Source organism: Stenotrophomonas sp. CCNWLW162, assembly GCF_037203745.1.
GTDB lineage: Bacteria > Pseudomonadota > Gammaproteobacteria > Xanthomonadales > Xanthomonadaceae > Stenotrophomonas > Stenotrophomonas maltophilia_AQ.
This window is the reverse complement of record NZ_JBBCBL010000004.1, coordinates 44,382-62,492: the sequence shown is the minus strand read 5'-3', so window position 1 is coordinate 62,492 and position 18,111 is coordinate 44,382. Positions and strand designations below refer to the sequence as shown.

Sequence of the window (18,111 nt, the reverse complement as noted above, 5' to 3'; positions counted from 1 at the left end):
CCCCCGACGACCGTCCCGCTGTTTCAAAGGGGCCACGTAGACGACCTCCCCGTAGTCCCGTCGCTGCCGTTCCCTGCGGCGCGTCCTGCTGTTTGATATGTGTGGAAGCGCGCCGATCCCGGCGTGTCTGGTGCCCTGGGGCTCCGTGGCGTTGGCCCGGTGAACCCGGTGCCGCGACTGGTCCGTTGCAATCCTGATGTCCATTAGATGACTTCCGAACTCGCGCTCGACGCGAACCCGCCAACCCGGCCGCCCGCCCCCCAGCAGCAGGAAATGCCGCTGGCCGTGGTGCATGGGCAACCAGTCCTGCAGATTCCGCAGGACCTGTACATCCCGCCGGATGCGCTGGAAGTCATCCTGGATGCCTTTGAAGGCCCACTGGACCTGCTGCTGTACCTGATCCGCCGGCAAAACCTGGACGTGCTGGACATCCCCGTGGCCGAGATCACCCGGCAGTACGTGGAATACATCACGGTGATGCGCGAGCTGCGTTTCGAGCTGGCCGCCGAGTACCTGGTGATGGCCGCGATCCTCGCCGAGGTGAAGTCGCGCATGCTGCTGCCGCGCCCGGTCAGCGAGGAAGGCGATGAGGCCGACCCGCGTGCCGAGCTGGTACGCCGGCTGCAGGAGTACGAACGTTTCAAGCAGGCTGCCGAGGACATCGACGCCCTGCCCCGCCAGGACCGCGATACCAGCCTGGCCCACGCCTTCATGCCCGAACGGGCGACGGTGAAGCTGCCGCCGCCGGTCGACCTGAAGGAAATGCTGATGGCCCTGCACGACGTGCTCAAGCGCGCCGAGCTGTTCACCGGCCACGCGATCAAGCGCGAGGCGCTGAGTGTCCGGCAGCGCATGGGTGAAGTACTCGGCCGGCTTGAAGACGGCAAGTTCTACCGCTTTGAAGGGTTGTTCACCGCCGAAGAAGGCAAGCTGGGCGTGCTGGTCACGTTCCTGGCGGTGCTGGAACTGGCCAAGGAGCAGCTGCTGGACATCGTCCAGGAAGAACCGCTGGCGCCGATCTATGTGAAGTCATTGGCCGCCGGCAACACCAACGCCCCGCTGCAGTTCAGCAGCGAGTTCGACGACAACGACGCCGCCAATGCCAACGAGTGAGCGCTGACTGCCGATGGATCAACCGCTGATCGACCGCATTGTCGAAGGTGCGCTGCTGGCTTCCAGCCAGCCGCTTACCCTGGCCCAGCTGAAGGACCTGTTCCCGGAAGAGGAACCGGCACCGCCGGGCAGCATCGAACGTGCGCTGGAACGCCTGCGCGACGCCTGCGAAGGCCGCGGCGTGGAACTGGTCGAGGTCGCCTCAGGCTTCCGCTACCAGGTCACCGGCGAAGTACACGGCTGGATCAGCCGGCTGTGGACCGAACGCAAGACCCGCTACACCCGCGCTACTTTGGAAACCCTGGCGCTGATTGCCTACCGGCAGCCGATCACCCGCGGCGAGATCGAACAGGTGCGCGGCGTGGCGGTCAGCAGCAACATCATCCAGGCGCTGGAAGAACGCGAGTGGATACGCGTGGTCGGGCACCGCGACGTGCCTGGCAAGCCGGCGTTGTTCGGTACCACCAAGGGCTTCCTGGACTACTTCGGCCTGAAGCGACTGGATGAACTGCCGCCACTGTCGGAACTGAAGGACCTGGGCGAACTGGAGCCACAGCTGTCGCTGGACCGCGATGCACCGCCCCGGGCTGGCGCCGAAGGCCCCGATGTTTCGACCGGTGGTCACGATGACGCCGCCAATGATGACACCGGCCTGGCCGGCAGCGAGACCCCCGATTCCGCCGATGCAGCCCCTGCCTCGGCCTCCGATGAGCAAGCACCTTCGCCCTTCGATGATGGGCATCCCGATTCCGCGCCGGGCGAGCGCGCGGTGCCAGTGAACGAACGCGAAGACAACGCCGTCGCGATGACGACCGTGGCTGTTGACCAAGCCGATTCCGAACCAGAGGCCGACCTCGAAACCGTCGGCCGGAGCAAAACTGATGAGTGACACCCCCCGTAACAAGCTCTCGCTGAAGCGCGAAGCCACCTCCGAACAGTTCAAATTGGAAGAACGCCTGCACAAGGTCCTGGCCCAGGCCGGCCTCGGCTCGCGCCGCGCGCTGGAACAGCGCATCGCCGAAGGCCTGGTCAAGGTCAACGGTGAAGTCGCGCAGACCGGCATGTCGGTCAAGAGCGGCGACAAGATCGAGCTGGACGGCCGTGGCTTCGTCGCCACCGCCCTGGCCGAGCCGTCGCGCGTGCTGGTCTACAACAAGCCGGAAGGCGAAGTGACCACCCGCGAAGACCCCGAAGGCCGCCCGACCGTGTTCGAGTCGCTGCCGCCGCTGAAGGGCGCGCGCTGGATCGCGGTCGGCCGCCTCGACATCAATACCACCGGCCTGCTGCTGGCCACCACCGACGGTGAGCTGGCCAACGCCATGATGCACCCGTCGTTCGAGGTCGAGCGCGAGTACGTTGTGCGCGTGCGTGCCCCGGAAGGCGAAGAGAAGGTCTCCGACGCCATCATCGACCGCCTCGGCCGCGGCGTGGCACTGGAAGATGGCCCGGCCAAGTTCGACGAGATCGAACGCATTGGCGGCACCGATTCGCACGACTGGTTCCGCGTTGTGGTGAAGGAAGGCCGCAACCGCGAAGTGCGCCGCCTGTGGGAATCCCAGGGTTGCCAGGTCAGCCGCCTGAAGCGCACCCGCTACGGCAAGGTTACCCTGCCGCGCGAACTGGCCCGCGGCCATTCGGTGGAGCTGGGCAGCGCCCAGGTCGAAGCCCTGCGTGCGCAGCTGAAGCTGGAAGAAGGCGCGCCGTCGGCGCTGACCCTGCAGCCGGTGATCGGCCAGCGCCGCGCCGCCAAGACCACCGTGCGCGTACGCGAAGGTGGCCGTGGCAATGCCTACGTCAACGGCCACAACACTGCCGATGAAGGTCGCGAGCTGCGTCGTTTCGACAACGTCCGCGAAGACCGCGGCCGTGGTCGTGGCGGCAAGGCAGGCGGCGGCTTCAAGGGCGGCCTGACGGTCAGCGGTGAAGCCGCAGCCAAGCAGTCGCAGAAGCCGTTCAAGCAGCGCGCACAGAAGAACGACCGCTCGTTGCCGGAAGGCAACCCGGCGGCATTCCGTACCTGGTATGTGCCGGACGGTGTCAGCACCGGCCCGAGCGGCCACCGCAATGCCGGTCCGGGTGCTCGTGGCCCCGGCGCACGCGGTCCGGGCGCAGGCGGCCAGGGTCGTCCATACGGCAAGCCGAAGGGTCCGGGCGCAGGCGCCGGTGGCGGCCAGGGCCGTGGCGGTTTCGGTGGTGAAGGCCGTGGCGCCGGTGGCGGCCAGGGCCGTCCGGCCGGTGCCGGCAACCGCTCGCAGGGCCAGGGCAACAAGCACCCGTACGGCCATCCGGGCAACGCCCCGAGCTTCCCGTCCGACCACGCCAATCCGGGCTTCAACCCGTATGGCAGTGCGCGTCCGGCCGGCAACGGTCGTCCGGGCGGCAACGCCAATGCACGCCCGGGCGGCAACCGCGGCGCAGGTGGCCCCGGTGGCAACCGTGGCCCGGGCGGTCCCGGCGGCAATCGTGGTCCCGGCGGCCCGGGTGGCAACCGTGGCCCGGGTGGCCCCGGCGGCAACCGTGGCCCCGGCGGCCCGCGCCGCAGTGGCCCGCGCGGCGGCTGATCGCTGACGCGAGCGACATGAAAAACCCCGGCTCCGGCCGGGGTTTTTCTTTAAAAAGGGGACGGAGGGGATTAATTCGTTTTTGCCACGGTGTGTATCGAAGGGGCGAAAACGACTAATCCCCTCCGTCCCCTTTTGCGTGGCGCTGGAAAGCGGCGGGCGTAGTGCCGGTCATGCTGCGGAAGAAGGCAATGAACGGGCTCTCGGCGGAGAAGCCGGTGTCCTGGGCCACATGCGCGACGCGATGGCCGAGCAGCAGCAGCTCCATGGCCCGCATCAGGCGCCATTGCTGGCGCCAGGCCTGATAGCTCATGCCGGTATCGCGTTGCATCAACCGACCGACGGTACGCGCGCTCAGGCCTGTGCGCGCGGCCAGCTCCCCCAGTTCGGGCGGCAGCTGTTCGGCCAGCGGCAGGCAACGTGCAATCCGCGGATCACGCGGTAAAGGCAGGTCCATCGGCGCCACCGGTGCAGCGGCGATTTCCAGCACGCACAACCCCAGTTGATGGTGCGCGCGCGGCGACTGCCAGTCATGGTCGAACGGTGCCTGCGCGATCGGCTCCAGCAAGGCCTGCAGCAGCGGGCCTACGCCGATGATCGCCGGCTGCCGGGGCAGCTGGGCCGACAGGGTGGCGTCGAAGTACAACGAACGGTAGTCGACCGCTTGGCGCATCTGCGCGCGATGGCGCAGCCCACCCGGAATCCACGCTGCGCGCGCGGGCGGCAGCAGGCTGATGCGATCACCATAGGTCAGGCGCGTACAGCCCTGTCGGGTGTACAGCAGCTGCGCGCGTGCGTGCTGGTGCCAACCCGAATCGTGATCCGCCAGTGAGGCCGCGATCCCCAGCACCGGAGCGCTCCAGGCATCGGCGTCGAAGTGCGCGTCCGGCTGCAACCAGGCCATGTCTGATTTCATACATTCGATGACAGGATAGACAGGGTGCGCCATTGCGGACGCGACCACAATGCGCGGCCCCGTTCCTGGAGCGCCCGCATGTCGCGTCGCCTGTTGTTGCTCGCCATTGCACTGCTGATGTTTCCGCAGCTGGCACAGACCCTGTACAGCCCGGCCCTGGCCGATCTAGCCATACGCTTCGCCTTGCCGCCGAGTGCCGCCAGCCAGGCCATGAGCCTGTACCTGTTCGGCTTCGCTGCGGGTGTGCTGCTGTGGGGGCGCCTGGCCGATCGTATCGGTCGTCGCCCCGCCCTTCTCTGTGGCCTCGGCGTTTTCGCAGTGGCTGCATTGGGCGGCCTGATGGCTGGCAGCTTCGGCCAGGTGCTGCTGGCCCAGGCATTGGCCGCAGTCGGCGCCGCCGCCGCTTCGGTGGTCACCCAGACCGTGCTGCGCGACCTTCTGCAGGGGCCGGCGTTGGCGCAGGCATTCTCCTGGATCGGCATGGCGTTGGCCCTGAGTCCGGCCATCGGTCTTGCACTGGGCACGCTGCTGGTCGCCGCCAATGGCTATGTCGGCGTACAGTCCGGCCTGCTGCTGATTGCTGCCCTGCTGGGAGTCGCATGCCTGGCAGGCCTGCGCGAAAGCCGCCCTGTACAGATCCCGCACACGCCCATGCTTCCGCTGCTGCGGGAACTGCTGCGCGATCGCTGGATCTGGTCACACGCGTTGCTGGTGATGGCCTTCAACGTCGCGATGTACAGCTGGTATGTACTCGGCCCCTTCGTGTTTGCGCGCCTGCACTGGCCAGCCACCTGGTTCGGCGCCAGCGGCGCGGTGCTGGCACTGGGTTCGGCATTGGGCGCGTGGGGCAATGGGCGCCTGCTGCGTGCAGGCGTTGCCACAACCACGCGCATCCGCATCGCCGCAGGACTGGTTCTGACGGGAGGCCTGCTGGCCGCGTTGCTGCATGATCACCCGGCCCTGGTCGCGGCGATGGTGCCGGTGGTGACGGGCTTCGGCCTTGCCATTCCCAATGTGCTCGGCCAGGCCCTGCGCGGCTATCCACATTGTCTCGGCAGCGCAGGCGCGCTGTTCGGCCTGCTCTACTACCTGTTGATCGGTGCGGCAATGGCACTGGCCGGTGCAGTGCAGCTGCTGGCACCGACCCTTATCGTGTGTGGCCTGCTGGCCTTGTGGCTGCAACGGGACAGGGCAGTTGACGGCGGAAGGCCTGGTTGTGGATCGCAACGGTGAAGGAGCCGGTCCCGCTGCCATAAGGGCAGCAGAGGCCCCGGGGGTTACGCCCCGGGGCCTGGGTCAGCGGACAATCGATTACTGCACGTTGATCACTTCGTCCATCGGCGCAAGGAAGTTGCCAGGGCTGTTGCGCGACGCCGAGATCACATAGGTCCCGGGTGTTGCGATGGTCGCGGTGCAATGGCGAATCGGCGTGGTGTTGCCACCGTCGTAATTGTCATTGGTACGGCACAGGAACTGACCATTGGCATAGACCGAGAAATTACTCGTTCCATCCACCTGGCCGCCGCCTGTGATGTAGATTTCCGATGGCGAGCCGGCCACACGCGGCAGGGTCCCGATCTCGAACCTGGCCGTCACCGGATGCGGTAACAGGCTAGGACAGGACACAACGATGCCGCTGTCGGACAGGCAGACTTCGGCGTGGGCGATCGCGGGTGTGGCGATGAGGGCCACGAGCAGCACGGACGTTCTGAACTCCATTCCAGCGTCTCCAATGATCCCAGCAGAATCGCTGGGACGTCCCTGTTAGGCATTGCGGGGTTACTGCAAGGTCAAGGAAATGTAAATGCACTGCGTGCCCACAGCATCGGATGGGTCCAGGATCCCCTCTGGGCGGTGCGTTGCATGCCTGTACTGCTGCTGGCACCCATCCCTTCCCGATGGCTTCATGTCGATGCAGGATGCTCACCGCCGCGCGGCACTTTTCCTGCGCGTCTTGACGTTCACAGCTCATGTTAGGAATTGCTGCAAACACGGGGCATTGTGCGCCACGCACGGAATTCACATCAGGGCGCTGGCTATCGTGCGCGCTCTCCCGCACAAGGCAGATGCCCATGATCACCATCACCGCCGAACAGGCCCGCGCCAACGCCGATGCCGCCAAGCGCCCGATCGAACAGTTCTACCGCGACCTCGACAACTCGATCCAGATCGGCTCGGAAAATGGCCGCCGCTATATCGTGTTCGGCTTCAGCCAGGTGATGGCCAGCGAGCAGCTCGTCGAAGACGTGGTCGCACAGCTGCTGAAGAATGGTTTCGGTGTCGAACGGTTGTTGAGCGATTCCGAACAGCACTACATCCGGATCAGCTGGGATGGCGCAGCGCAGCGCCGCCTCAACGCCGGCTGAGGGTGAACGCGGTACCGTCCACGCCCAGGTCCCAGCCCTTGCCGGTACCGGACAGGGCCAGTGAGATATCGCCCTTGGTCATCACCTGCGCATTGCTGGATTTCATCGCACCGGCATGTGCACCGACCGATGCGTAGGTGCCCAGTAGCTGATCGATGCTGATCGCGCCGGTGAAATTGCCGCGCCCGTTGGTGATCTTCGACTTGCCCACGGTCAGGCCGCCCCCCTTCATCTGGATGCGCACCGGCATGCTGGCGCCGTTGCTGCAGGTGACCGTGCCATTGCCGGAGGCAGTCTTGTAGATCAGCGACCAGCCGGACAGGTTGTAGTGCAGCTCGCAATCGAGGTTGCCGGCAGCGTGCGCGGCCGGGGCGAGCGATGCGGCAGACAGGGCCAGCAGCAGGGCGAAGGGCTTGTTCATGGCGGGACTTCCCGTTCGGTCGGACTGGCGGCGAATCTAGCAGCGCGCGCGTGCAGGTTGAATGCAGGCGCGCGCGCTGGTGCGGCAGCGTTCAGGCCGTCGCTCAGGCCTGTTCGTCCAGATGGAAGGCATCGGCATCAAGCATGGCCGGGAAGCGCGCGCGGTGTGCGGCCAGCGCCTCAGCCGAAATGGTGGTGGTGACCACCTGTTCGCGCTCGCGGATCTCCACCTGAGGCTGCCCCAGGAAATCCAGCACCGCGCTGTCACCTGCGTAGTGCAGCTGGTTGCCATCGACGCCGACACGGTTGACCGCAGCAACGAAGCACAGGTTCTCGATCGCCCGCGCACGCAGCAGGGTCCTCCATGCATAGGCGCGTGCCGACGGCCAGTTGGCGACGAAGATCTGCAGGTCGAAATCCAGCTGCTGCGGACGCTCCACGTTGTAGCGGTTGCGGCAGAACACCGGGAAACGCAGGTCGTAGCAGACCTGCGGATTGATCCGCCAGCCCTTCCATTCCACGCTCAGGCGCTCGCGACCGGCCGAATAGCGCTCGTGCTCGCCGCCATAGCGGAACAGGTGGCGCTTGTCGTAGTACTGCAGCTCGCCGTCGGGCGTGGCGAACAGCAGACGGTTGTAGACGCCCTCGCCCTCGCGCAACTGCACGCTGCCGATCACCGCCGCGTTCAAGGCCCTGGCCTGCTCGCGCACCCAGGCCACGGTCGGGCCATCCATGCCTTCGGCCTGGGCGATGGCCTCGTTGGAGAAGCCACTGGTGAAGGTCTCCGGCAGGATCACCAGGTCGGTGCTGCCGGCCAGCGGCGCCAGCAACGCACCGTAGTAGGCACGGTTGCCAGTCGGGTCGTGCCAGCGGGTGTCACCCTGGACGAGGGAAATGCGCAGGTCCTGCATGTTCAAGCCTCGCTCAGAGCAGGCGCAGGCGTTCGATCGCCGCGTCCATGGTCGCTTCATTCTTGGCAAAGCACAGGCGCACCAGGCGCTGACCAGCCGGCGGATTCTCGTAGAACGGCGACAGCGGAATGGCGGTGACGCCCTTCTCGATGGTCAGCCACTTCACGAACTCATGGTCCGGCAGATCGCTGATGGCCGAGTAATCGACCAGCTGGAAATAACCGCCCGGCACCGGCAACGCCTTCAATCGGGTGCCGGCCAGCTGCTCGCGGAAGCGGTCGCGCTTGGCCTGGTAGAACGCGCCCAGCTCCAGGTGGTGTTCGGGTTCATCGCGGATCATCGCGGCAAAGCCGTACTGCGCCGGGCCGAAACTGGTGAAGGTGTTGTACTGGTGCACCTTGCGGAATTCGGCGGTCAGCGCCGGCGGTGCGATCGCGTAACCGATCTTCCAGCCGGTGCAGTGGTAGGTCTTGCCAAAGCTGGAGATGACGAAAGCGCGCTCACGCAGTTCCGGATAGCGCAGCGCCGATTCGTGGCGGCGGCCATCGTAGATGATGTGCTCGTACACCTCATCGGAAATCAGGTAGATCTGCGTGCCACGCAGCAGCTCGGCCAGCGCCTGCATGTCCTGCGCCGACAGCATCGCGCCGGACGGGTTGTGCGGGGTGTTGACGATCAGCATGCGGGTGCGCGGGGTGATGGCCGCGCGCACGCGGTCCCAGTCGACGGCGAAGGTCTGCGGATCCAGCGACACATGCACCGCCTTGGCGCCGGCCAGGTCGATCGCCGGCTCGTAGCAGTCATAGGCCGGGTCGAGCACGATCACTTCCTCGCCGGCCCGCACCACGGCGTGGATGGCGTTGAAGATGGCCTCGGTACCGCCACTGGTGACAGTGATCTCGCTGTCCGCATCCACCTGCGCGCCGTAGCAGTCCAGCGCCTTCTGCGCGATGGCCTGGCGCAGCGGCGCCACACCGGTCATCGGCGGGTACTGGTTCAGCCCGGCGGCCATCGCCCTGGCGGTCTCGTCGATCAGGCGCTGCGGCGCCGAAAAATCCGGAAAACCCTGGCCCAGGTTGACCGCGTCGTGTTCGGCAGCGAGCTGGGACATCACGGTGAAGATCGTGGTACCGACCTTGGGCAGCTTGGTGTTCGGTTGCATCGGCCTGGGGATATGGGGAGACAGGCCCCTGAGTTTACGCAATCCCTGCTTCGGTGGTGCCGGCCGCTGGCCGGCAACCTCGGACAATCTGCGACGCTTGGTCGCGCCTGCCGGCCAGCGGCCGGCACTACCGTATGCATTCACCGCTACAATTGCCGCCGCACTCCGGCATGAAGACCCTGCCCCTTGAACACCCCTGCATTGCTGGCCGCCAGCGGCCTGAGCTTCTCCCGCAATGACGAGCCGGTGTTCGGCCCGCTGGACTTCCATGTGGACGCCGGCGAGGCGCTGCTGGTGCAGGGCGGCAATGGTGCCGGCAAGACCACCCTGCTGCGCGTGCTGGCCGGCCTGGCCCGGCCCGGTGCCGGCCAGGTGCGGATCGACGGCAAGCCGGCCAGCAATGCCGAACGTGCACGCTATGTGGCCTACCTCAGCCACCTACCGGCGCTGAAGCCGGACCTGGATACGCTGGAGAACCTGCATTTCCTGTGCGGCCTGCACGGTCGCCGCGCGCGGCAGATGCCGGGCAACGCGCTGGCCATCGTTGGCCTGGCCGGTTACGAGGACACCCTGGTGCGGCATCTGTCGGCCGGACAGAAGCGGCGTCTGGCACTGGCACGCATCTGGCTGTCGCCGGCGCCGTTGTGGCTGCTCGACGAACCCTATGCCAACCTCGACCTGGAGGGCATCACCCTGGTCAACCGGATGATTTCCGCGCATCTGCGTGCCGGCGGCGCTGCACTGGTCACCACCCACGGCGCCTATGCCGCACCGCCGGTGCGTACCCGCCAGCTCGACCTCGGCGGTGCTGCATGATCGCGCCGGGTACCGAACCGGGCCTGTGGCAGACCGCAGGTGCGCTGCTCAGGCGCGACCTGCGCCTGCTCTGGCGCCGTCGCGGCGACGCATTGCAACCGCTGCTGTTCGCGGTACTGGTGGTGGTCCTGTTCGCGCTCGCCCAGGGCCGCGAACCGCAACTGCTGGCCGCCACCGCCGGCGCAGTGCTGTGGCTGGCGGTACTGCTGGCCGGCCAGCTGTCACTGGATTCACTGTTCCGCTCCGATGCCGAAGACGGCTCGCTGGAACAATGGCTGCTGGCGCCGGTGCCACTGGCCTGGCTGGTGCTGGTGCGCGTGCTGCTGCACTGGGCCACCACTGCGCTGCCTCTGATCGTGGTCAGCCCGCTGCTGGCCGAAATGCTGCATCTGCCGCATGACCAGCTGCCGATGTTGCTGGCATCGTTGCTGCTGGGAACACCGTTGCTGAGTCTGATCGGTGGTGTGGTCGCAGCACTGACCGTAGGCATCCGGCGCTCTGGTATTCTCGTAGCGTTGCTGTCGTTGCCGCTGTACGTGCCGGTGCTGGTGTTCGGTGCAGGCAGTCTGGCGGCGGCCGGACGCGGACAGGATCCGGTCGGTGCGCTGCTGATGCTGGGCGCCGGCCTGCTGGTCGCGCTGGTGCTGGCTCCGCTGGCCACCGCTGCTGCAATACGTATTTCTCTGAGTTGACCGAGCTGAGAGCCAATCCACCCCTGCTGGATAGCCGCCACGCATGAATCCGATTGTCCGCTGGTTCCACCAACTCGGCTCGCCCCCCACGTTCGACCGATTCGCTGCCCGCTGGTCGCGGGTGTTCTACCTGGCTGCGGTACCGGTGCTGCTGGTCGGCATGTGGCAGGCACTGCTGGTGGTGCCGCCGGAAGCCAAGCAGCTGGACAGCTTCCGCATCCTCTACATCCACGTGCCCAGTGCCTGGATGAGCCTGTTCGTATTCGCGCTGATGGCGCTGTATGCCGCCATCGCACTGATCTGGCGGATCAAGGTCTGCGAGATCCTGGCCATGGCCTGCGCGCCGATGGGCGCAGGCTTCACCCTGATCACCCTGCTCACCGGCAGCATCTGGGGCAAGGGCACCTGGGGCACCTGGTGGGACTGGGACCCGCGCATGACCAGTGAACTGGTGCTGCTGTTCCTGTACCTGGGCGTGATCGGCCTGTACCACGCCATCGAGGACCGTCGCAGCGCCGCTCGCGCGGCTGGCCTGCTGGCCATCGTCGGTGTCAGCCTGCTGCCGGTGATCCGCTATTCGGTGGACTGGTGGGGCGGCCTGCACCAGCGCCAGTCGATCAACGTGTTCGGTGAATCGGCGATCAGCAGCGCGATGATCGCGCCGCTGTGGTGGATGGTGATCGGCACCAAGTTCTGGTTCGCAGGCTCGGTGCTGGCCAAGGCCCGCGCCGACAACCTCGACCGCGAGGCCGGCAAGGCCTGGGTCGGTGGCCGGGTCGATGCCGCACGCCCGGCCGGGGAGGTCCAGCCATGACCCACCTGCCTTACGTGATCGGTGCCTACGCCGTGTTCGTACTGGTGCTCGGCGCCGATGCCATCGGTTCGTGGCTGCGCCTGCGCGTGGCACGCCGCCTCGCCCTGGCACGCCAGCAGCGACAGCAGACCCGCGCCGGCAAGCAGGAAGCCGCGTCGTCGTTGCCGACGGAGCTGGAACGATGACCCCGGTACAGCGTCGCCGCCTGGTCTGGGTGCTGTTGGCCCTGCTTGCGTCCGGCCTGGCCACCGCGCTGGTGGCGATGGCACTGGAGCGCAACATCGCCTACCTGTACACGCCCTCGGAGGTGCTGCGCGGGGATGTCGATGCGCAGTCGCGCTTCCGCCTGGGCGGCATGGTGGTGAAGGGCTCCTTCAACCGCCCGGTCGGCTCGCTGGAAGCACGCTTCGAGGTCACCGACGGCGATGCTCAGCTGGCGGTGAGCACCTCACGGATCCTGCCGGACATGTTCGCCGAGGGCACTGCCGTGGTTGCCAGCGGCCGCCTGCAGGACGGAATCTTCGTCGCCGATGAAGTCCTGGCCAAGCACGATGAGAAGTATGTGCCGAAGGAAGTGGCCGACAAGATGGGCGACGCCCATCGCAAGCATGATGTGCCGGTGACGGCACCCGAGGTGCGCTGAGTGCTGCCCGAACTGGGTCAGATCCTGCTGTTGTGCGCGCTGCTGGCCTCGCTGCTGCAGGCCGGCCTGCCGCTGGCCGGTGCGCAGCGCAACAACACGGCATGGATGGCGGTGGCGCGACCGGCCGCCTTCGCGCAGCTGCTGCTGCTTGCCGGCGCCTTCGCGGTACTCACCGCCGCGTTCGTTCAGCAGGATTTCTCGGTGCGCTACGTGGCCGAGAACTCCAATTCGCTGCTGCCGATGATCTACCGCTACTCGGCGGTCTGGGGCGCGCACGAGGGCTCGTTGCTGATGTGGGCGCTGGTGCTGGCGCTGTGGACTGGCGCGGTGGCGCTGTTCTCGCGGCACCTGCCGGCGCCGGTACAAGCGCGCGTGCTGGCGGTGATGGGCGTGGTCAGCGTCGGCTTCCTCGCCTTCCTGATCTTCACCTCCAATCCGTTCCTGCGCCTGAACCCGGCGCCACTGGAAGGCCGTGACCTCAACCCGCTGCTGCAGGACCCCGGGCTGATCATCCACCCGCCGATGCTCTACATCGGTTACGTCGGCTTCGCGGTGCCGTTCGCGTTCGCGGTAGCCGCACTACTGGAAGGACGCGTCGACGCCCGCTGGCTGCGCTGGACGCGGCCGTGGACCAACGTCGCCTGGGGCTTCCTGACGCTGGGGATCGCGCTGGGCAGCTGGTGGGCTTACTACGAGCTTGGCTGGGGCGGCTGGTGGTTCTGGGACCCGGTGGAAAACGCGAGCTTCATGCCGTGGCTGGTCGGTGCGGCGCTGATCCATTCGCAGGCCGTCACCGAGAAGCGCGGCACCTTCGGCAGCTGGACGTTGCTGCTGGCAATCGCCGCCTTCGCGCTGTCACTGCTGGGTACGTTCCTGGTGCGCTCCGGCGTGCTTACCAGCGTGCATTCGTTCGCCGCCGATCCCTCGCGCGGCCTGTTCATCCTGGTGTTCCTGTCGGTGCTGGTCGGCGGCAGCCTGCTGCTGTATGCGCTGCGGGCGCCACGTCTGTCGGTGAACGCCGACGATCCGCGCCGTGGCTTCACCGCGACATCGCGCGAAACCCTGCTGTTGGCCAACAACCTGCTGCTGGCCACTGCCTGCGCGATGGTCCTGCTCGGCACGCTGTACCCGCTGCTGGCCGATGCGCTGTCGCTGGGCAAGATCTCGGTCGGCCCGCCCTACTTCGGCAGCCTGTTCCTGCTGCTGATGGCGCCGATGATCCTGCTGCTGCCGTTCGGCCCGCTGGTGAAGTGGCAGCGCGACCAGTCTTCGCGTGCATTCGCGTTGCTGGCACCATGGCTGGGACTGGCCATGTTGCTCGGCGCGCTGGCCTGGTGGCAGGCCCCACAGAACGGTTGGAAGGCTGGCCTGGGCGTTGCTGCAGCGGCCTGGGTCGGGCTGGGCACCGCCCGCTTCGTCTGGCAGCGCCTGCGCGGCAACGGCCGTTTCACCGCCGAAATGCTGGGGATGATCGTCGCCCATGCCGGCATTGCCGTGTTCCTGGCCGGCGCGCTGCTGGTGGAAGCACTCAACGTGCAGCGCGAAGTAGCGCTGGCACCCGGACAGCAGGTGGTGGTCGGCCGCCATGAAGTGCGCTTCGAAGGCGTGGACCATCGCGAAGGTCCGAATTTCATCGCCGACCGCGGCCATCTGCGCGTGTTCCGCAATGGCCGCGAACTGGCACTGCTGCATCCGGAGAAGCGCCAGTACGCCAGTGGCGGCCAGGTGATGACCGAAGCCGGCATCGATGCACGCTTCGACGGTGATGTCTACGTGGCATTGGGCGAGCCGCTGGGCAACAATGCATGGGCGGTACGGGTGCACATCAAACCGTTCGTGCGCTGGATCTGGCTGGGCGCGCTGCTGATGGCCCTGGGCGGATTCATCACCGCCGCCGACCGCCGCTTCCGTCGTCCGTAGGAGTTCCCATGTCCGAGTCCCCCGCCCCGCGCCCCTCCCGCCCGCTGCCGCCGGTAGCCATCGTGATCGGCGTGCTGTTCTTCTTCGGCCTGCTCGGGCTGATGATCTACGGGGTGATGAAATCCGGCGACCCGCAGCGCGACGTGCTGCCGTCGGCCCTGATCGACAAGCCGGCGCCGGCGTTCGCGCTGCCGGTGCTGCACGACCCGGAAATGATCGTGCACAGCGACGAGCTGCGCGGCGCGCCCTACCTGCTGAACGTGTGGGGCAGCTGGTGCGCGGCCTGCCGCGAGGAACATCCGGTGTTGACCCGTTTCGCCGAGAGCAAGCGCGTACGCGTGATCGGCTACAACTGGAAGGACGACCCGACCGATGCCCTGCACTGGCTGGAGCAGCTGGGCAACCCGTTCATGGTCGTGCTCAGCGACGTGGAAGGCCGCACCGCGATCGACTGGGGCGTGACCGCTGCGCCGGAAACCTTCCTGGTCGATGGCAGTGGCATCGTGCGTTGGAAGTACAGCGGGGCGATGACCCAGCGCGTGGTCGACGAGAAGCTGATCCCGGCCCTGGAGAAGATCGAAAAGGCCCAGGGCAATGCCGGCAACACCCTGCACACGGCGCCCTGAGCCGATGCGCTGGCTGCTGGCGCTGCTGCTCATGATGCTGCCGTTGGCCGCGCTGGCCCAGCAGCCGCTGCACGATCCGCAGCCGCTGCAGTTCCGCGATGGCGCAGAGGAACGCCGCTTTCATGACCTGGCCGCGCAGCTACGCTGCGTGCAGTGCCAGAACCAGTCACTGGCCGATTCCAACGCGCAGATCGCCCAGGACCTGCGCCGCGAAGTGCTGCAGTTGATGCAGCAGGGCCATGACGACGCACAGATCAAGCAGTTCCTGGTCGCCCGTTACGGCGAGTTCGTGCTCTACCAGCCACCACTGCAGCCGGGTACGTGGCTGTTGTGGGGCGGTCCGCTGCTGGTGCTCGGCGCCGGTGCGCTGGTGGTGCTGGGCATCGTCCGCCGTCGTGGGCGCACGGTCGCGTCCGCACCGGCCAGCAAGACTGATGAAGGAGACGGTTGGTGAGCCATTGGCTTCCCATGGCAGCGGGTGTGAGTGCTGCGCTGATGGCTGCACTGGTGCTGTGGCCGCTGCGCCACCATGGCCGCCGCGGCTTCGTGGTCGGCGTGCTCGCGCTGGGCGTGGCCGGTGCCTGCCTGTACCTGCTGGTCGGAGACCCGCGTGCGGCACAGGTGCAGCCTGCGCCGTCGGTGGCCACCCTGCGTGACGGCGTGCAGGCCCTGCAGGATGCGTTGCAGCGCGATCCGCAGCGTGCCGATGGCTGGACGCTGCTCGGGCGTTCGCAGGCCGAGCTGGGCAACACGTCGGCTGCGGCGGACGCCTTCGCACGTGCCGCCGCCCTGGCCCCTGAAGACCCCGGCGTGCTGGTGGAAGCGGCACAGGCGCGGGCACAGGCCGATGCCGGCAAACAGTTCGACGACACCGCAATGACCTGGCTGCAGCAGGCGCGCAGCCTGGCCCCGGATGCCGAACGCGCCAGCTGGTTGCTCGGCATCGCCCTGCGCCAGCGCGGCCGGAATGCCGAAGCAGCCGATATCTGGAGCAGCCTGCTGCCGCGACTGGAACCGGGTGCCGCACAGGCACTGCAGGCACAGATCGCGATCGCCCGCGAAGCCGTCGGCCAGGCGCCCGATGCTGGCGCTGCGACGCCACCGGCGCTGCTGCAGGTACGCGTGCAGCTGCCGGCGCTGAAGAGCAGCGAGTGGCCAGCCGGCACCCAGGTGTTCGTACTGGCGCGTGCCGCGGGTGGACCGCCGATGCCGGTGGCCGCACGCAAGCTGCCGCTGGCTGGCTTCCCGGCCACGGTCGGGCTGGGTGACGGTGACAGCCCGATGCCGACCGCACCGCTGTCGGCCCATCGCGAAGTGGAAGTGCTGGCGCGCATCTCGCGCAGCGGCAGCGCCAACCGTAGCGAGGACGATCTGCAGAGCACGCCTGTGAAGGTGAACCTGCCGCATGAGGGCGTGGTTGAGTTGCGGTTCCCTTGACGCTCCGCACGGTAGTGCCGGCCGCTGGCCGGCAACCACGCGGGCACATCAAGGTTCATGAGGTTGCCGGCAGCGGCCGGTACTACCGGGTGCATCGCCGATGGAAACCAGCGTGTCGCCAGCTCCACATGCAGCCCCGCTAGAATGCCCGCATGACTGAATTCATCCCGCCCGGCACTCGCTTCCATGCCCTGCCCTCGCCGTTCCCGTTCAAGCGCGGTGGCGCCCTGCACGGTGCTCGCGTGGCCTACGAAACCTGGGGAACGCTGGATGCCGATGCCGGCAACGCGATCCTGATCGTCACCGGGCTGTCGCCGGATGCGCATGCCGCCGCCAACGACGCCAACCCGGCACCGGGCTGGTGGGACGCGATGGTCGGGCCCGGCAAGCCGATCGACAGCGACCGCTGGTTCGTGGTGTGCGTGAACTCGTTGGGCAGCTGCAAGGGCTCGACCGGACCGGCGTCGCTCAATCCGGCTACAGGCCAACCCTATCGCCTCGACTTCCCGGAGCTGTCGATCGAGGACGGCGCTCGCGCGGCCATCGAGGTGGTGCAGGCGCTGGGCATTGAACAACTGGCCTGCGTGGTCGGCAATTCAATGGGCGGCATGACCGCGTTGGCCGTGCTGATGCTGCAGCCGGGCATCGCACGCAGCCACATCAACATCTCCGGCAGTGCACAGGCGTTGCCGTTCTCGATCGCGATCCGCTCGCTGCAGCGCGAGGCAATCCGCCTCGACCCGCGCTGGAACGGCGGCCACTACGATGACGATGCGTACCCGGAATCGGGGATGCGCATGGCGCGCAAGCTGGGCGTGATCACCTACCGCTCGGCGCTGGAATGGGATGGCCGCTTCGGCCGCGTGCGGCTGGATTCGGACCAGACCGACGACGATCCGTTCGGCCTGGAATTCCAGGTGGAAAGCTACCTGGAAGGCCACGCGCGGCGCTTCGTGCGCTTCTTCGATCCGAACTGCTACCTGTACCTGAGCCGCTCGATGGACTGGTTCGACCTGGCCGAGTATGCCGACGGCGACGTGCTGGCCGGGCTGGCGAAGATCCGGGTGGAGAAGGCGTTGGCGATCGGTGCCAACACCGACATCCTGTTCCCGGTGCAGCAGCAGCAGCAAGTAGCAGATGGCCTGCGCGCAGGCGGTGCCGATGCGCAGTTCATCGGCCTGGAATCACCACAGGGCCACGACGCCTTCCTGGTCGATTTCGAGCGCTTCGGCCCGGCCGTGCGCGGCTTCCTCGACGCACTCTAAGTGGCGTGGCGGCGCAACCTCGCGCTGGCCGCGTTCGGCGCGCTGATCGCGCTGATGATCAGCGGCGTGCTGCCACTGTGGCTGGGCGGCTGGTGCCTGCTGGCCAGCGCAGTGTCGTTCGGCCTGTACGGCCACGACAAGCGCGCGGCACAGCGCAAGCAATCGCGGATTCCCGAGCGCACCCTGCAACTGCTGGCCTTTGCCGGCGGCTGGCCCGGTGCGCTGCTGGGCCAGGGGCTGTTCCGCCACAAGCATCGCAAGGCCTCGTTCCAATGGGTGTTCTGGCTGTGCGTGCTGGCCAACGTGGCCTCGATCGCAGTGATGCTGCGCGAGTTTTCGCGGTAACCGTTCGAATGGGTAGTGCCGGGCGCGGGCCGGCCAAACCCAGGTTTTAGAAACGGATGCGGGGTTGGCGGGCCCCGGCCGGCCCAACCCGGGTGGTTTAAACC

21 protein-coding genes are annotated in these 18,111 nt (G+C 67.2%); 16 read left to right on the top strand and 5 right to left on the bottom strand.

What is annotated here, in order from left to right; translation table 11 throughout:
- Window positions 1–207 precede the first annotated feature (207 nt).
- From V9K93_RS12460 to V9K93_RS12450, 3 genes are read left to right on the top strand one after another with little or no spacing between them, the layout of a single operon-like run.
- The gene (locus tag V9K93_RS12460) at window positions 208–1,113 is read left to right on the top strand and encodes a segregation and condensation protein A (protein ID WP_046984371.1); all 906 of its coding nucleotides are present in this window, start codon (window positions 208–210) and stop codon (window positions 1,111–1,113) included.
- Between the two features lie 13 nt (window positions 1,114–1,126).
- Window positions 1,127–2,002, top strand: coding sequence for an SMC-Scp complex subunit ScpB (gene scpB / locus V9K93_RS12455; protein ID WP_046984372.1), 876 nt, complete (start codon window positions 1,127–1,129; stop codon window positions 2,000–2,002).
- Window positions 1,995–3,674 (top strand): pseudouridine synthase, encoded by a 1,680-nt coding sequence (locus V9K93_RS12450; RefSeq protein WP_046984373.1) that lies wholly within the window; start codon window positions 1,995–1,997, stop codon window positions 3,672–3,674. The genes scpB and V9K93_RS12450 overlap by 8 nt, the downstream gene beginning before the upstream one ends.
- Before the next feature lie 115 nt (window positions 3,675–3,789).
- On the opposite strand, the gene V9K93_RS12445 is transcribed toward V9K93_RS12450, so the two are convergent.
- Complete coding sequence (locus V9K93_RS12445) at window positions 3,790–4,578, bottom strand: AraC family transcriptional regulator (protein WP_046984374.1); 789 nt, start codon at window positions 4,576–4,578, stop codon at window positions 3,790–3,792.
- A 90-nt stretch (window positions 4,579–4,668) separates the two neighbouring features.
- Here V9K93_RS12445 and V9K93_RS12440 point away from each other — a divergent pair, with 90 nt between their 5' ends.
- Entirely contained in the window at window positions 4,669–5,823 is a 1,155-nt protein-coding gene (locus V9K93_RS12440; protein WP_337302642.1) for an MFS transporter, read from the top strand.
- A 78-nt stretch (window positions 5,824–5,901) separates the two neighbouring features.
- Here the strand turns inward: V9K93_RS12440 and V9K93_RS12435 are convergent, their stop codons facing one another.
- A complete protein-coding gene (locus V9K93_RS12435; protein ID WP_012511621.1) occupies window positions 5,902–6,309 on the bottom strand; it encodes a hypothetical protein in 408 nt (135 codons plus the stop codon).
- 353 nt (window positions 6,310–6,662) lie between these two features.
- Here V9K93_RS12435 and V9K93_RS12430 point away from each other — a divergent pair, with 353 nt between their 5' ends.
- Window positions 6,663–6,956 carry a hypothetical protein gene (locus V9K93_RS12430; protein ID WP_046984376.1) on the top strand — a complete coding sequence of 98 codons (294 nt, stop codon included), beginning with the start codon at window positions 6,663–6,665 and terminating at the stop codon, window positions 6,954–6,956.
- Here V9K93_RS12430 and V9K93_RS12425 read toward each other — a convergent pair.
- The 3 genes from V9K93_RS12425 to V9K93_RS12415 all read right to left on the bottom strand — a co-directional run bounded on the left by V9K93_RS12425 (window position 6,943) and on the right by V9K93_RS12415 (window position 9,449).
- Window positions 6,943–7,377, bottom strand: coding sequence for a hypothetical protein (locus tag V9K93_RS12425; protein ID WP_046984377.1), 435 nt, complete (start codon window positions 7,375–7,377; stop codon window positions 6,943–6,945). The genes V9K93_RS12430 and V9K93_RS12425 overlap by 14 nt on opposite strands.
- A gap of 103 nt (window positions 7,378–7,480) precedes the next feature.
- Complete coding sequence (locus tag V9K93_RS12420; RefSeq protein WP_046984378.1) at window positions 7,481–8,287, bottom strand: amidohydrolase; 807 nt, start codon at window positions 8,285–8,287, stop codon at window positions 7,481–7,483.
- A 13-nt stretch (window positions 8,288–8,300) separates the two neighbouring features.
- Window positions 8,301–9,449: a pyridoxal phosphate-dependent aminotransferase gene (locus V9K93_RS12415; protein WP_337302641.1), complete on the bottom strand. Its 1,149-nt coding sequence runs from the start codon at window positions 9,447–9,449 to the stop codon at window positions 8,301–8,303.
- Between the two features lie 186 nt (window positions 9,450–9,635).
- Here V9K93_RS12415 and ccmA point away from each other — a divergent pair, with 186 nt between their 5' ends.
- From ccmA to V9K93_RS12360, 11 genes are all read left to right on the top strand, one after another.
- Window positions 9,636–10,265, top strand: coding sequence for a heme ABC exporter ATP-binding protein CcmA (gene ccmA, locus V9K93_RS12410; protein ID WP_005413987.1), 630 nt, complete (start codon window positions 9,636–9,638; stop codon window positions 10,263–10,265).
- The gene (gene ccmB, locus V9K93_RS12405; protein ID WP_014647762.1) at window positions 10,262–10,957 is read left to right on the top strand and encodes a heme exporter protein CcmB; all 696 of its coding nucleotides are present in this window, start codon (window positions 10,262–10,264) and stop codon (window positions 10,955–10,957) included. Before ccmA ends, ccmB begins: the two co-directional genes overlap by 4 nt.
- Before the next feature lie 43 nt (window positions 10,958–11,000).
- Window positions 11,001–11,771 (top strand): heme ABC transporter permease CcmC, encoded by a 771-nt coding sequence (ccmC, locus tag V9K93_RS12400; protein WP_337302640.1) that lies wholly within the window; start codon window positions 11,001–11,003, stop codon window positions 11,769–11,771.
- A complete protein-coding gene (locus V9K93_RS12395; RefSeq protein ID WP_046984380.1) occupies window positions 11,768–11,956 on the top strand; it encodes a heme exporter protein CcmD in 189 nt (62 codons plus the stop codon). Before ccmC ends, V9K93_RS12395 begins: the two co-directional genes overlap by 4 nt.
- Window positions 11,953–12,414 (top strand): cytochrome c maturation protein CcmE, encoded by a 462-nt coding sequence (ccmE, locus tag V9K93_RS12390; protein ID WP_136639498.1) that lies wholly within the window; start codon window positions 11,953–11,955, stop codon window positions 12,412–12,414. Before V9K93_RS12395 ends, ccmE begins: the two co-directional genes overlap by 4 nt.
- Entirely contained in the window at window positions 12,415–14,334 is a 1,920-nt protein-coding gene (locus V9K93_RS12385; protein ID WP_337302639.1) for a heme lyase CcmF/NrfE family subunit, read from the top strand.
- Between the two features lie 8 nt (window positions 14,335–14,342).
- Window positions 14,343–14,960, top strand: coding sequence for a DsbE family thiol:disulfide interchange protein (locus V9K93_RS12380; RefSeq protein ID WP_099551847.1), 618 nt, complete (start codon window positions 14,343–14,345; stop codon window positions 14,958–14,960).
- 4 nt (window positions 14,961–14,964) lie between these two features.
- Window positions 14,965–15,414, top strand: coding sequence for a cytochrome c-type biogenesis protein (locus V9K93_RS12375; RefSeq protein ID WP_046986131.1), 450 nt, complete (start codon window positions 14,965–14,967; stop codon window positions 15,412–15,414).
- Entirely contained in the window at window positions 15,408–16,397 is a 990-nt protein-coding gene (locus V9K93_RS12370) for a tetratricopeptide repeat protein (RefSeq protein ID WP_046986132.1), read from the top strand. The genes V9K93_RS12375 and V9K93_RS12370 overlap by 7 nt, the downstream gene beginning before the upstream one ends.
- 152 nt (window positions 16,398–16,549) lie before the next feature.
- On the top strand, window positions 16,550–17,662 hold the full coding sequence (metX, locus tag V9K93_RS12365; RefSeq protein ID WP_046986133.1) for a homoserine O-acetyltransferase MetX: 1,113 nt from the start codon (window positions 16,550–16,552) through the stop codon (window positions 17,660–17,662).
- On the top strand, window positions 17,663–18,007 hold the full coding sequence (locus tag V9K93_RS12360) for a DUF1294 domain-containing protein (protein WP_046986134.1): 345 nt from the start codon (window positions 17,663–17,665) through the stop codon (window positions 18,005–18,007). It begins immediately after the preceding gene.
- Window positions 18,008–18,111 lie beyond the last annotated feature (104 nt).